Source organism: Streptomyces sp. NPDC091281 (genome assembly GCF_044757425.1).
Classification (GTDB): domain Bacteria; phylum Actinomycetota; class Actinomycetes; order Streptomycetales; family Streptomycetaceae; genus Streptomyces.
The window spans coordinates 729,393-743,810 of sequence record NZ_JBIVUY010000003.1; the positions used below are offsets into that span (position 1 = coordinate 729,393).

At 76.4% G+C, this 14,418-nt stretch carries 8 protein-coding genes; 7 read left to right on the top strand and 1 reads right to left on the bottom strand.

Annotated features, from left to right (window positions below):
* The first annotated feature begins 299 nt into the window (after positions 1 to 299).
* Complete coding sequence (locus tag ACIQPQ_RS11445; protein ID WP_383779409.1) at positions 300 to 779, top strand: Lrp/AsnC family transcriptional regulator; 480 nt, start codon at positions 300 to 302, stop codon at positions 777 to 779.
* Between the two features lie 44 nt (positions 780 to 823).
* Here the strand turns inward: ACIQPQ_RS11445 and ACIQPQ_RS11450 are convergent, their stop codons facing one another.
* Positions 824 to 1,690: a LysR family substrate-binding domain-containing protein gene (locus tag ACIQPQ_RS11450; protein WP_401302621.1), complete on the bottom strand. Its 867-nt coding sequence runs from the start codon at positions 1,688 to 1,690 to the stop codon at positions 824 to 826.
* Between the two features lie 58 nt (positions 1,691 to 1,748).
* Here ACIQPQ_RS11450 and ACIQPQ_RS11455 point away from each other — a divergent pair, with 58 nt between their 5' ends.
* The 6 genes from ACIQPQ_RS11455 (at position 1,749) to ACIQPQ_RS11480 (ending at position 14,387) form a co-directional block, all read left to right on the top strand.
* Positions 1,749 to 2,144, top strand: a complete 396-nt coding sequence (locus ACIQPQ_RS11455; RefSeq protein WP_401302623.1) for a DUF5997 family protein — start codon at positions 1,749 to 1,751, stop codon at positions 2,142 to 2,144.
* A 163-nt stretch (positions 2,145 to 2,307) separates the two neighbouring features.
* A complete protein-coding gene (locus ACIQPQ_RS11460; RefSeq protein WP_383779404.1) occupies positions 2,308 to 2,697 on the top strand; it encodes a cold-shock protein in 390 nt (129 codons plus the stop codon).
* 353 nt (positions 2,698 to 3,050) lie between these two features.
* A complete protein-coding gene (locus tag ACIQPQ_RS11465; RefSeq protein ID WP_383779402.1) occupies positions 3,051 to 3,905 on the top strand; it encodes a DUF4132 domain-containing protein in 855 nt (284 codons plus the stop codon).
* On the top strand, positions 3,902 to 8,953 hold the full coding sequence (locus tag ACIQPQ_RS11470; RefSeq protein WP_401302625.1) for a hypothetical protein: 5,052 nt from the start codon (positions 3,902 to 3,904) through the stop codon (positions 8,951 to 8,953). Before ACIQPQ_RS11465 ends, ACIQPQ_RS11470 begins: the two co-directional genes overlap by 4 nt.
* A gap of 35 nt (positions 8,954 to 8,988) precedes the next feature.
* Positions 8,989 to 10,203: an AAA family ATPase gene (locus tag ACIQPQ_RS11475; RefSeq protein WP_383779399.1), complete on the top strand. Its 1,215-nt coding sequence runs from the start codon at positions 8,989 to 8,991 to the stop codon at positions 10,201 to 10,203.
* Between the two features lie 434 nt (positions 10,204 to 10,637).
* Positions 10,638 to 14,387, top strand: coding sequence for a DUF5682 family protein (locus ACIQPQ_RS11480; protein ID WP_401302703.1), 3,750 nt, complete (start codon positions 10,638 to 10,640; stop codon positions 14,385 to 14,387).
* The last annotated feature ends 31 nt before the right edge of the window (positions 14,388 to 14,418 follow it).

Sequence of the window (14,418 nt, forward strand, 5' to 3'; positions counted from 1 at the left end):
CCCCCTTCGGACAGCCCTCGGAGCAGCCGGGCCGCACGGCCACGCCGTACCGCCGCTCCCCGGGCATGAGAAAGGCGCCGCGGGGTCCGCAGCGCCATCGACACCTCCATGACAGCATCCGGGACGCCTCTGGCTCAAGTCGCTCCCCTGCCACTGGTCCATTGGCCCAGTCAGAATGGGTGCGTCGGTGCCGGTGGCAGTCCACTGGACCAGGACGCGGTGGTCCAGCCACAGGGCGTCCTGCTGAGCCATTGGTACAGTCGGCGCGATCATCCGGGACCCGGGAGGGCGAGCGCGCCATGGCCGTCGACGAGCTGGACACCCGCATCCTGCGGCTCCTGCTGGAACAGCCGCGCACCAGCGCGCGCGAGTACGCCCGTCTCCTCGGCGTCGCGCGCGGCACCCTCCAGGCCCGGCTGGACCGCCTGGAGCGGGAGGGCGTGATCACCGGCACGGGCCCGTCGCTCTCCCCGCCCGCGCTGGGGCACCCGGTGCTGGCGTTCGTGCACATCGAGGTCACCCAGGGGCACCTGGACGACGTGGGGGACGCGCTCGCCGCCGTACCGGAGATCGTGGAGGCGTTCTCGATCACCGGCGGCGGCGATCTGCTGACGCGGGTCGTGGCGCGGGACAACGCCCACCTGGAGGACGTGATCCAGAAGCTGATCAGCCTGCCCGGAGTGGTCCGCACCCGCACCGAGGTGGCCCTGCGCGAGCGGGTGCCGTACCGGCTGCTGCCGCTGGTGGAGTCGGTCGGGCGGGCGGCGGGCGGGAAGTAGCGCTGTTCCCGCTGTCCTGCCCGGTGCAGGACCGGGTCCGGGGGTTACGAGCGGCGGCCCGGCCTGCCGCCGGAGCCGCGCCGGGCGGAGCCGCCCTTCGCGTTCCCCTGGGCACCGCCGCGGGCGGACCCCCTCGCGCCTCCCTTGCCGCCGCCGCTCTTCGCGCCGCCCTTGGCGGAACCGGCACGGCCGCGCGACCCCGAACCGGACCCGGCCGCGCGCCGGGCGTCGCCGGAAGGCCCGGCACGGCGCCCGCCGTCGCGCCCGCCGTCACGCTCGGCTCCGGCGGGGGCCTGTCCGGCACGGCCGCGGGTGCTGTTCACGGTGCGGCCCCGGACGACGCCGATGAAGTCCTCGACCAGGTCGGTCGTCGCGTCCTCGGGCCAGCACAGCGCGACGGCCGACTGCGGCGCCTCGGCCAGCGTGCGGTAGGTGAGGTCACGGCGGTGGTGCAGCCGGGCCAGCGACTGGGGCACGACCAGCACGCCGATGCCCGCCGCGACCAGTTCGATCGCGTCCGCCGTGGTCGCGGGCCGCTCGAAGGCGGCCTCGCCCGGAAGGGTCTCCCAGTCGAGGACGTCGTCGAGGGGATGGAGGACCACCTCGTCGGCGAGGTCGCCGAGAGTGACCTCCTCCGCCGCGGTGAACACGTGGTCCTTGGGGACCACGACGACGGTGGTCTCGGTGTAGAGGGGGATCGCGCTGAAGACCGTACGGTCGACGGGGAGCCGGACGAAGGCCGCGTCCGCGGCGCCCTCGCGCAGCCGGTCGGCGGCCTCGGCGGGGGACGTCTGGAGCAGGGCGAGGGGGACGTCCGGCAGGCGCTCCTCCCAGACCCGCACCCACTTGGCGGGGGTCACTCCGGGGACGTACGCGAGCCGGAACGAGGGGGTGTCCGCCGAGTCGGTCATCCCGCCAGGCTACCGGCTGTGGTCGGGGCGCCCGTCGGCGGCCGATACCCTGGAACGCATGACGTCGCAGCAGAACACCCAGACGATGAAGCCCGCGACCGCGGCGAAGAAGCTGGGTGTGTACCTCCCCGCCACCCCCGCCGAGTTCCAGGAGGGGGTCGTCTCGCGCTCCGAGCTGAACGAGTTCCTGGCGAACCCGCCGGAGTGGCTGCGGACGCTGCGGGCGAACGGCCCGCACCCGCGCCCGGTGGTCGCGGAGAAGCTCGGCGTCTCCATCGCCGGACTGGCCCGCGGCGGGGTCACGGACGCGCTGACGACCGAGGAGATCGACGCGCTCAAGGACGCGAAGCCGGAGTGGCTGGAGAAGGAACGCGCCACCCAGGTCGAGGTCCGCAACGAGTCGGTGCGCATCAAGCGGCGCGACGCCGAGCGGGCCCAGCGCGCGGAGTCCTGACCCGCGCCCCCTGGTGAGGCGCGGGATCGGCACCGGGGGCGTCGGGAGCGGGAGACCGTTGTAACGTGCGCGGTGAGTCCCCGGGAGTCGCCCGGGGCCGTCGGACCGGCCACGATCCGGCCGGTCACCGACGTGGTGTTTTCCGAGGTTGCTGGGGGTTGGGATGGTTGCTGGTCGTGTGGTGCGCTTCGACAGCCAGCGGGGGTACGGGTTCATCGCGCCCGACGACGGCGGGGAGGATGTCTTCCTGCACGTCAACGACATGCTGATGCCGGAGTCGCAGGTGCGGCGCGGTGTCGTGGTCGAGTTCGAGATCGAGGACGGCGAGCGCGGGCCGAAGGCGTCCGGCGTGCGGCTCGCGCGCGGTGAGGACGGCAAGCCGCTCGCCGCCGACGACGACGTCCTGTGCGACGTGCTCAGCACCGAGGAGTTCAGCCGCGACGTCACCGAGACGCTGCTGTCGGCGGCGCCCTCGCTGACCGCCGAGCAGATCCTCCAGGTGCGGTCCACGCTGACGCAGTTCGCGAAGAACCACGGCTGGGTCGAGGGCTGACCCTCCGTCACCCCGCTCGCCCCCGCGCCCCCTTCGGTCCCCGGACCGAAGGGGGCGCGGTCGTGTGTGGCGGGGGTGGTCCGTGTACGGGGGTGGGGCGCGGCCCAGTGGTGGAGGGGTCGCGGGCGGCCCGGTTGTGGAGGGGGGCACGGGCGGCCCGGTTGCGGGGTGACGGGCGGCCCGGTGAACGGTGCGGGCGGGCCCCGGACTCCGTGCCGCGCAGCCCCGGACTCCCTGTCGCGCGGCCCCGGACGCCGTGTCGCGCACCCCGGTCGTCCACCGTCCGGGGTGCGTTGTCAGTGGCCTGATCTACAGTTCCGGTCACTTGATCACTGCGGGTGCGGGAGGCACACATGGGGTGGGTGTCGGCCGGCGACTACGAAGTCGCCCTCGACGACGGCAAGGTGGTGTGCCGCAATGCGGCCGGGCGGCGGCTGAAGTCCGTACCGCCGAAGATCGCCGACGAACCGGCGGTCGTGGGGCTGCGGCAGCTCGTCGAATGGCTGGAACGGCACGAACGGCAGTGCCTGGCGGACGTGGAGCGGTGGATGGTGCGCTCGCTGCCGGTGCCGCTCGCGGTGCTCGCGCGGGTCTGGCCCGACCCGGCCTGGCAGGCCGCGTTGCGGGACGTCGTCGTCACCGGCGCGGACGGCGCGGTGGCCGGTTTCCTGCGGGACGCGGACACCGAGCGGGGGCTCGGTCTCGTCGACCTCGACGGCGACACGGTCCGCATCGCGCCCGACCTGGTGCACCTGCCGCACCCGGTGCTCCTCGACGACCTGGAGGACCTGCGCGAGTTCGCGGTCGAGCTGGGGGTCGAGCAGCGGGCGCAGCAGCTGTTCCGGGAGGTCTGGCACCGGCCCGCCGCGATCGACGCGAACGCCACCTCGGTGGAGGAGTACGCGGGCGGCGCCTACGGCCAGCTCCGGTTCCTGCACGGCCGGGTGACCACGCTCGGCTACCGCGTCCGCGGCGGCAACGCCGTCTGCCCCGTCCTGGAGGACGGCCGGACCGTCGAGGCCCGCGTCTGGGTCGGCGACTACGACGGCTGGGAGGAGACCGAGACGGGCTCCCTGGTCTTCGCCGACCAGGCCGGACGGACCCTGAAGCTCGGTCAGGTCGGGCCGGTGGCCTGGTCGGAGGGCATGCGCATGGCGGCCGCGCTGTACGCGGGACGCGACATCGAGGACGAGGAGCAGACGGCATGACGACGTACGACGAGACCACCACCGCCGCGCTGCTCGACGCCGGCGCGGTCCTGCCCCCGGGCACCACCGACCGGGAGGACGCCGACGTCCTCACCGTCCGCACGTACACGCACCCCGGACTCGACGACCGGACGATCGTGCGGCTCGTGCCCGGCACCCTCGGCGAGGCCGAGGACCTGGCACTGGACTTCCTGGGTCTGGTTCGGGCCGAGGAGACGCCCGAGGTCGGGCAGGTGCGCCGCGAGACGCTCGGCTTCCCCGCCTGGGCGCTGGTCCACGACCCGGCCAACGGCCACCACGCGCTGGCCCTCGTCAAGGACATCGAGCGGCTCGCCCGGCAGGCCAAGTCCCGTCCGGGCAACGCCAAGGAGGGCTTCGAGGCGCTCGGCAACCAGCTCGGCCGGGCCGTTCCGCACTTCCTGCCGACGTTCTACGAGCAGGCCGCGCGCGTCTTCCTCCAGTTCGAGAACACGACGTACGCCGCCGCCTTCTTCGGCAAGGCGCGCGACGCCGAGCGGGTGCACGCGCTGGCCGTGGACGAGGAGCGGCAGCGCGCCGTGTTCCTGGAGTTCGCGTTCGCGGGCGCGCTCACCGTCAAGGCGCTCAAGGAGCACGTGCGGGCGCTCGCCGCCCGGCTCAGCCCGGCCGAGGCGTGGCAGCAGTTCCGGCAGCTGACCGTGGAGCGCTGCGCGGCCGGGATGCCGCCGTACGCGTCGCTGCCGCAGGACGCGCGCGGGCTGGTCAAGGCGGCGGGCCTGGACCGGGCTGCCGAGGAGGGCGCGCTCGTCGCCGACCTGATCGCCTCCCCCGCGTCCGTGCGCGCCCCCGCCTCCTTCTGGAACGCCTACCGGGAGACCCTGGCCGCGCTCGCCGCGGAACGCCCCTCGGTGCGCGCGCGGCTCCTGGAGATCATGCCCGCCGGTTTGGGCAGGACGGTGGAGGACGACGAGTACTGGCTCGGACTGCTCACCGAGTGCGGGGCCGACCTGCTGCTCACCGGGGAGACCGCCGCGCCCGCCGACGGCCCCGAGGTGGACCCGGCGGACTGGCTCACCCGCTGGGCCCTGCACCGCAAGCACGGCGCGTCGGTCAGCGACCGCTCCCCCGCGACCCTGGACCTCGTGACCCGGATGGCGCCCCGGCTGCGCGAACTGGGGCGCCCGGTCGGCCTGTTCTCCGGGCGCTGGCACCCCGGCGCGGACCTCGACCTGCTCGACCTGTGCGCCGCCGAGGGGGTGCCGCTGACGCCGCCCGCCGCCGACGACGAGGTCTACCTGCCGCTGGAACAGTGGCTCAAGGACGAGCGCGAGGGCCGCCGTGACCTGGCCGGGATCGGCGCCGTCCCGAGCCTGCGCCACCTGCTGTACCAGGCGGTCGGCAGGCTGCGCGGCGACAGCCTCTCCCCCGCGCTCCAGGAGGGCCTGACCGGGCAGCCGGTCCTCGCCGAAGTGCTGCGCGACTGGCTGGACCACTCCGCCGACGCGCTGCTCGCCGCGACCGGACTGCCCGGCGCGCGCGCCGCACTGGACCGGATGCGGCCCTTCCGCCGGATCGCCGCGCGGGTCGCCCCGGCGGCGCTGGCCAAGGTCGCCGCCTACGAGACGGCCCCCCTGCTGGGCCGCACCCTGCGCGCGGGCCTCTTCGACGAACTGGGCTGGCCCGCGCTGGAGACGGCGCTGAAGCGGCTCGACGCCGAGAAGCGCGAGGACCGCGACGACAGCCTGGGCGTGGACGAGGCCTGGCCCGCGCTGATCCTCTCCCGGCGCGGCAAGGTCATCGTCGTCGGACCGCAGGACATCCTCCTCGAACACGACCTGCGCCTGCCCGCCGACCTGGAGCACTGGCAGCGCCCGTCGTTCCGCTACACCGACGGCGAACTGCTGGTGATGTGGCGCCGCGACGGCAAGCAGCACGGCTACTGGTCGGCCCGCCCGTCCGAGCCGTTCGTGCTGGGCGGCGAACAGATCGGCCACTGGTACAGCGGCGGCGACGTCGACGAGCCGTCGATCCCCCTCGCCGGGGGCGGTCGGGCAACCGGCGGGCGCACCCTGCACGCCGGGGACACCGTCCTGCCGCCGAACCGCGCCGTCCTGGGCGACGGCACCTCCTTCTGGCGGCAGGGCCGTCAGGGACGGGACCGGGTGTGGCTGGAGTACGACCCGGCGACCGGCACCCACGGGCGGGCCTCGCTGCCCGCGTTCCTCGCGGGCGCCGTCCGCGAGGACACCAGGCTCCTCCAGCAGCACTGCGTGGTGCTGCCGCTCCAGCCGGGCCTCGCGGACAGCCCGTTCGGCACCGACGGCAGCGTCCTCGGCCGGTGGGTGCGCGCCGAGGGCGAGGGCGACGAGGCCCGCACGGTCGCCGGGACCCCCGACGGGCGGACCGTGTCCGTGCCCGCCGGACCCGACGGCCGGGTCCGCGGCCTGCCGCTCGGCGCGCTGCGCCTGCCCGGCGGTGCCGCGCCGGTGGCCGCCGTCCGCTCCAACGACATAGCCCTCTACACGCCGGACGACACCGGCGCGGCGGGCGAGCTGGGCCGGGTCACGCCGCTGGAGCGCGGCGGGGAGTTCGCGTCCGGCACCCGTCTGGTCCCCCCGGCCGACTTCTGGCACGCGCTGCGCCCCCGCGACGAGGCGTCCTCGGCGGTGCTGCGCGCGCTGACCGACGAGCACGCCGACGACCTGCTGCGCGCCGGGCGGCAGGCCCTCACGGCGTACGCGGAGGCGGTGGCCGCGCACAAGGCCGCGGCGAAGCGGGCCGAGGAGGCGGCGGCCGACCCCGCCAAGGTCGTCCAGGTCCCCTCGCCGGACGCCGACCACTTCGTGCGCCCGGCCGTCGCGGGCGTGCTGCCCGGCCTCACCGAGCCGCACCTGCTGAAGGGCGTCGTCCGGCTGGTCCGCGCCGTCCTGGCGTTCGCCGTGTCGACGGCCGACCTGCTGGCGCCCCCGGTGGAGCGGCCCCGGCAGGAGAACCGCCGGGTCCACGGCATGTTCGCCGACTACCGGCCCGAGCACGGCGACGACCGCACCCTGCGCGAGGCCACCCAGGGCCTCACCGACCAGCAGGGCTGGTGGGGCGGCGAGCAGTGGAACGCGCTGCGCCAGATCCGCGCCGTGAACCACGTGCTGTCCGGGAAGCCCGCCGACGGCAAGGCCCTGCCCCGGCGCGCGGGCATGGCGGGCACCGCCGACGGCTGGGTGAGCGACGAGTTCACCGTGCCCGGCATCGGCATCACCTGGCCGTCCGTACTGGACGCGCTGCGCCCGCTCGCCTACCGCGCCGCCTCCCCGATGATCACCGACGCGCACCGCGAGGCGCTGCTCCTGCTCCTCGAAGCCGTCCAGGACGGTCCCCTCGCCGCCACGGCCGACGGCGCCCTGCGCGAGGCGGTCCTCGCCGAGACGTACGAGAAGGAGAACCGTCAGGAGCGGGTCGGCCAGGTGCTGCGCCGGGACGGGCGGACCGTCGTCGTGCTGGGCTGCCAGTCGGTGGACCGGGACGAGAAGCGGGTGCGGTGGCTGGTCCTCGACCACGACCCGGCCGGTGTGTTCGGCGCCGTCGCGCACTTCACCCTCGACAAGGAGAAGCCGCACCCGCCGGTGTTCCCCGCGGACCGGCTCGCCGCAGTGACCCGGCTGGTCCGGGAGAAGGGCGCCGCGCCCTGGCAGCCGGAGGCGCCGCAGACCCTGGCGCCCCTGACCGGCGACGGGCTCGGCCCGGTCCAGGCCACGCTGCTGATCGCCGGACGGCCGTCGGAGCTGCCGACCGCCACCCTCGCGGAGATCGGCCTGAAGCCGCGTCAGCGGGACTTGGGGCAGGGGCTGCTCCAGTCGCTCGCCGACGAGGACGTGCGCGCGCTCGTGGGCGCACTGCTCCCCGACGCGCCGGGCGACCTGTGGACGTCCGGCCCGGACGCCGCCGCCGCGGGCCGGGTGTGGACCGAGCGGCTGTCGGGGTTCGTCCGGGTGCCCGAGGACATCGCCGCCGACCTCGAACTGACCGGCCTGTCCGCGAGCGCCGTCGAGAGCGTCCTCAACCCGGCCCGTACCCCCTGGATGAGCCGCACCACGCGGATGCACCTCGACAAGGACGGCGACCTCGTCCCCGTCGACGGCTCGGCCGTGCCCGGCCGGTACCAGCTCGCGCACTCCGTCGACGCGCTGACCGCCCTCGGCTACCTCCTCCCGTACGGCCACCCGTGGCGGGCGCTGCTGCCCGAGGGGCTGGCCGCCCTGCGCCGCCGGCTGAGCGACCCCGAGCTGCTGCTCGACCTGGGCGTGTCCTGGGGCGAGAAGGGCACCATCGCCCCCGAACTCCGCAAGGCGTACGGCCTGGAGCCCACGGGCGGAGCCGACGCGCGCGGGCTGACCCCGCTGGGCGACGCGCTGGTGCTGCGGCCCTGGTACCAGGACAAGGAGTACGTGCTGATCCGCCCGGCCGGGCTCACCGGCTCGGACGACCCCGCGCTCGGGCTCGTGGACGGGCTGGTCGCGGGGGCACGCGACCACGGATTGCGGACGCTGCGCACCGTCCTCGGCGACGACCTGGCCCGCGCGCTGCGGGCCGGAAACGGGCCGGAGACCCCCGAGGGGCACGCCCAGGACCCGACCGTCGTCGTGCCCGAGCTGGTCACGGAGGCGGCGACCGCCCTCGGCCTGGGCGAGGACGCCGCGACGCTGTACCTCCAGCTGCTGGCACTGCCCGATCCGACGGACCGCAACATCGCGCGCTGGACCGGCTGGAAGCCCGCCCGGCTGAAGAAGGCCCGCGCCGAACTCGCGGCCACCGACCTCGTCGTCGAGGCGAAGCGGCCCCGCGCGGGACGGACCCTGTTCCTGCCCTGCGGCTGGCTCGACCTCAAGGCGCCCGCGCTGCCGGTCGAGCTGTGGAAGCGGGGCCTGTACCCGGTCGGCTCGTACACCCGCGCGGTGCCCCCGCTGCCCGTGCCCGAGCTGTTCGCCCGTGCCTGGGAGCGGGTGCGGAGCGGGGACGCCCCCGCGTACGAGGAACTGACCACCCGCGCCACCCGCAAGGGCCGCCGCCGATGACCACCGTCCTGCCGAACCCGGAAGACCACGCGCCCATGACCACCACCGTGTCCCCCTCCTCCGACGCCGCCCCGGACCCCGCGACGGGTGCGGAGGCGTCCGGGCCCGCGCGCCAGATCGTGCCGCCCGAGGACCTCCACACCACCGAACTGGCCTTCCTCGCCGCCTACGACGACGGGCCGCGCCCGCCCGCCTGGCGGCTGACGCCGCGCGCGGTCGTCACCTTCGTGATGGGCAGCCAGGGCCGGGCCCTGAAGCTGCCCGACGACGCCGAGGCGCCCGAGGGGGTGCCGCGCCGCCTCGTCATCGCGGACAAGTTCGTCGGCGACCGCGCCCTCGTCGAGCGGTGCGTCGTCACCCTGGCGGGCGAACGGGGTCTGCTGCTCGTCGGCGAGCCCGGTACCGCCAAGTCCATGCTGTCCGAGCTGCTGTCCGCGGCCGTGTGCGGCACCAGCGGCCTGGTGGTGCAGGGCACCGCGGGCACCACGGAGGACCAGCTCAAGTACGGATGGAACTACGCGCTCCTGCTGGCCCAGGGGCCCAGCCGTCAGGCGCTGGTGCCCTCGCCGGTGCTGACCGCCATGGGCCGGGGCGCGATCGCCCGCGTGGAGGAGGTGACGCGGTGCCTGCCCGAGGTCCAGGACGCCCTGGTGTCGCTGCTCTCCGAGCGGCGCATCGCGGTGCCCGAACTCTCCGGCACCACGGACTCGTCGGCGCACGCGGCACCGGGGTTCAACCTGATCGCCACCGCCAACCTGCGGGACAAGGGCGTCTCCGAGATGTCCGCGGCCCTCAAGCGCCGCTTCAACTTCGAGACGGTCGGCCCGATCCCGGACCTCGACGCGGAGACCGCGCTGGTGCGGTCGCAGGCGCGGGCGGCCGTGGAGCGGGCCGGTGCCCCCTTCCAGGTCGACGACGCGGTCCTGGAAGCCCTCGTCACCGCCTTCCGCGATCTGCGGGAGGGCCGGTCGGCCGAGGGCTGGGAGGTGGAGCGTCCCTCCACCGTGATGAGCACGGCCGAGGCGGTCGCGGTGGCGGGCGCGCTCGCGCTGGCGGCGGCGTACTTCCCGGGCGACCGGGACGTGCTCGGCCTGCTGCCGGGGCACCTCCTGGGCGTGGTCCGCAAGGACGACCCGGCCGACGCGGACCGGCTGCGCGGCTACTGGGACGGGCCCGTGCGGCGGCGCGCCGAACAGGGCTCCGCCACCTGGCGGACGCTGTGGGACCTGCGTCCGGTCCTGGAGGGCTGAGGGCCGTGTCGCTTCCGTCTGCTGCACCGGGTTCCGGCGGGTCCACCCTGCCGGGGCCCGGTGGGTCCGCACTGCCGGGCCGGGGGTCCGAGGGGGCCGCGCCGCTGGGTCCGGGGCGCGCCGGGTACGAGTTGCCCGGTGCGGGGCTTGGGGGGTCCGCGCTGCTCTGTTCGGGGCCCGGTGGGTCCGCGATGCCAGGGTCCGAGGGGGCCGCGTCCGGGGTGCCCGGTGGGTCGTCCGGCTCGGCCCTCCCGGCTCCGGCGGGTCCTTCCCGCCCGACCGTCCCCGCCCTCCCGGCTCCCGCCGGTGCTTTCCTTGCGGGGCTGCGGAGTTCCGGGCTGCCGGGTTCGGGCGGGGCCGCGCTGCCGGGTCCCGGTGCCTCTTCGCTGCCGGGGCCCGAGGCGTCGTCGTTGCCGGGGCCAGAGTCGTCGTCGTTGCCGGGTGTCGGCGGGTTCTCCGTACCGGGGCACGGGCCGGACTCCGCGCCGGGGCCGGGCGGCCCCGGGGCTCCTGCCTGGCCGGGCGGGCCGGAGGGTCCCGACGGGCCTGACGCGGCGCTGGCCGCGCTGACGGACGCCTCCGCGCCGTATCTCGTCGGTGTACGGCACCACGCGCCCTCCCTGGCCGCCGCCGTGCCCGCGCTGCTGGACGAGGCGAAGCCGGACGTGCTGCTGGTAGAGCTGCCAGCGGAGATGCAGGAATGGCTGCCGTGGCTCGGCCACGCGGAGACGCGGGCGCCCGTGGCCCTCGCGGCGGCTCCCGGCACCCTGGGCGGCGGTACGGGCCCGGCCTTCTACCCGTTCGCCGAGTTCTCCCCCGAACTGGCCGCCGTGCGCTGGGCGTTGGGGCGCGGTGTCCCGGTCGTGGCCTGCGACCTGCCGCTCGCCGACCGGGCGTGGGGCGAGGGCCGTGACGACACGGCCGCCCCGTCCGCCGCCGGGCCCGGCCTCGCGGCCGCCCTGCGGGCGGGGCTCACCGGCCGTCCCGGCGACGACCTCTGGGACCGGCTCGTCGAGGCCCCCGCGCCGGGTTCGCCGCCCGAGGCGCTGCGCCGCGCGGCCCTGCTGACCGGGTGGGCGCTGCGCGCGGACGCGGTGGCGTCGGGCGGGGTGCCCGAGGTGGACCTGCGGCGGGAGCGGTGGATGCGGGCGCGGCTCGCGGAGGCCACCGCCGGGGGCGAGCGGGCCGCGCTGGTGATCGGGGCCTTCCACGCTCCGGCGCTGCTCGGCCCGGAGCCGTGGGGGGACGGCGAGGGCGGACGCGACGGTGCCGGTGACGGGGCCGTGGGCGGCACGACGAACAACGCGGCGGGCGGCGCGGCGGATGGTGCAGCCAAGGGGACGGCCACGGGGACTCCTTCCCGGAAGGGTTCCGCCGGGGCGGCCCGCGACGCCGCCTGGACGACCTCCCTGATCCCCTACACGTACGCCCTCCTCGACGAGCGGTCCGGCTACCCGGCGGGCATCCGGGACCCGGAGTGGCAGCACCTGGTGCTGGAGGCTGCGGGCGATCCGGTCGCCCTGGAGGTGGCGCTCACGCGGGCGGCCGTGCGGATCTGCGCGGAGCTGCGCGGCCTCGGCCATCCGTCGGGGCCCGCCGACGCGCGGGAGATCACCCGGCTCGCGGCCGACCTGGCGCGGCTGCGGGGTCTGCCCGCGGCGGGGCGGGGCGAGCTGGTGGAGGCGGTGCAGACGGTCCTCGCGCAGGGCGAGCCGTACGGGCGGGGCAGGGCCGTGGCGCGGGCGATGGAACGGGTGCTCGTCGGCGCTCGCACCGGGCGTCCCGCGCCGGGCGCCCCGCGCAGCGGTCTCGCGCCCGCCGTGGAGGCGGAGGTGGCGGAGCTGGGCCTGCCCGGCCCCGGAGCGGCGGGCCCGAAGGCGCCGAAGGATCTGCGGCTGGACCCGCTCCGTTCCGACCTGGATCGGCGCCGCGAACTGCTGCTGCGGCGGCTCGCGGTGTGCGGGGTGCCGTACGGCGAGCCCAAGGAGGTCGTGGCGGCGGGGGGCGCCGAGGCGGTCACCTCGCGATGGGAGGTGCGGTGGACGCCCGCGACGGCGGCCATGCTGACCGCGGCCGGGGTGCGCGGGGTCACCGCCGCCCAGGCGGCCGAGGGCGTGCTGCGCGAGCGGCGGCGGACCGAGCGGGCGGAGGGCGGCCCGACGGCGGCCCAGGCGCTGGACGGGCTGGCGCGGGCGGCGGAGTGCGGGCTGAACACGCTCGTGGACGAACGGCTGGACGACGTCGCCGAGGTGCTGCCGCACGCGGCGACGCTGCCCGAACTCCTCGCCGGTCTCGCCCTGTCGGACCGGCTGCGCGCCGGGCACGTGCCGGGTCTCGGCGCGGACAAGCGGCGGACGGCCCGCGCGGAGGCGGTGGCCGAGCAGTTGACGGCCGCGGCGGTACGCCAGGTGGACGGTCTCACGGGCAGTGAGGAGCCGTCGGACGCGCACGCTCTGCTCGAACTCGCCCACCGGGCCGACCTGCTGGGCGGCATCCGGCTCACCGAGGCGCTGGCCCGGCTGGCGGCGGACGGCTCCCCGTTGATGCGGGGCGCCGCCGGGGCCGTACGGGTGCTGCTCGGGCAGGAGGACGCGCGGGTGCTCGGGGACCGGGTGGCGTCGTGGGTCGACGGGGCCGTCGACCCCGACGCGCGGACCGCCCTCGCGCAGCGGCTGACGGGGCTGCTGACGGCGGCGGGACCGCTGCTGGAGGCGGCGGCGCCCGCGCTGGAACCGCTGCTGGAGCGGGTGGTGGAGCTGCCGGACCGGGACTTCCTGGACCGGTTGCCCGCGCTGCGGGGCGGGTTCGAGACGCTGAGCCCGGCGGCCCGTGAGCGGCTGCTGTCGGCGGTCGAGGAGCGGCTGGACGGGGGCCGTGTGGCGGACACGGGCGGTGTCGACCCGGCCGCGCTCGCCGCGTGGGCGGCGGCGGACCTGGTGGCGCGGGACGGGCTGCGCGCGCTGGGCCTGCTGCCGCCCGCGACGGACGGCGGTCCGGCCGAGGGGGACGGCGGTCCGGCCGAGGACGGCGACGAGAGCGCTGTGCCGGGCGGGTCCGCTCCCCCGGCCGAGGAGCGGCGCCTGGTGCCGGCCGACCGCTGGCGGCTGGTGCTCGGCCGCCGCAAGGACCGGCTCGGCGGGGAGGCGGGTGCGCTGGCGACCGCGCTGGACGAGCTGTACGGCGGCGGGCGTGGCGAGGGCAGCCGGGGCGAACTCACCGGGCGCGGCACGAACGGCGGCCGGGAGGCGCCGTACCCCGGCGTGCGGGAGTGGTCGGAGGAACTGGTCGCGCTGTTCGGGCCGGGCATCCGGGAGGAGGTGCTGGCGGCGGCCGCCGCGGGCGGCCGTACGGACGTGCTCGGCGAACTCGACGCCGACCGGGTACGGCCGTCGGTGGACCTGCTGCGGACCGTGCTGCGGCACGCGGGCGGGCTGCCCGAGGCGCGGCTCGCTGCGCTGCGGCCCCTGGTACGGCGGCTGGTGGAGGCGCTGACGAAGGAACTGGCGACCCGGCTGCGACCGGCGCTGCACGGCACCGTGGTGCCCCGCCCGTCGAGGCGGCCCGGAGGCGGCCTGGACCTGCCGCGCACCCTGCGCGCCAACTTGACGACGGCGCGGCGCGGCCCGGACGGCAACGTGGTCGTCGTGCCGGAGCGGCCGGTGTTCCGGACGCGGGCGCGGCGGGCCGCCGACTGGCGGCTGATCCTCGTCACGGACGTGTCGGGCTCGATGGAGGCGTCCACGGTGTGGGCGGCGCTGACCGCCTCGGTGCTGGCCGGGGTGCCGACGCTGTCCACGCACTTCCTGGCGTTCTCCACCGAGGTCATGGACCTCACGGAACAGGTGGAGGACCCGCTGTCGCTGCTGCTGGAGGTCCGGGTGGGCGGCGGCACGCACATCGCGGCGGGCCTGCGGCACGCGCGCGAACTGGTCACGGTGCCGTCGCGCACCCTCGTGGTGGTCGTCAGCGACTTCGAGGAGGGCTATCCGCTCGGCGGGCTGCTCGGGGAGGTCCGGGCGCTGGTCGGGGCCGGCTGCCACGTCCTGGGCTGCGCCAGCCTCGACGACACCGGACGGCCGCGCTACTCGACCGGGGTGGCCGGGCAGCTCGTCGCCGCGGGGATGCCGGTGGCCGCCCTCAGTCCGCTCGAACTCGCCCGCTGGGTAGGGGAGAAGATCGCATGAGCCCGCAATCGCCACAGGGCGGAACCGGCAC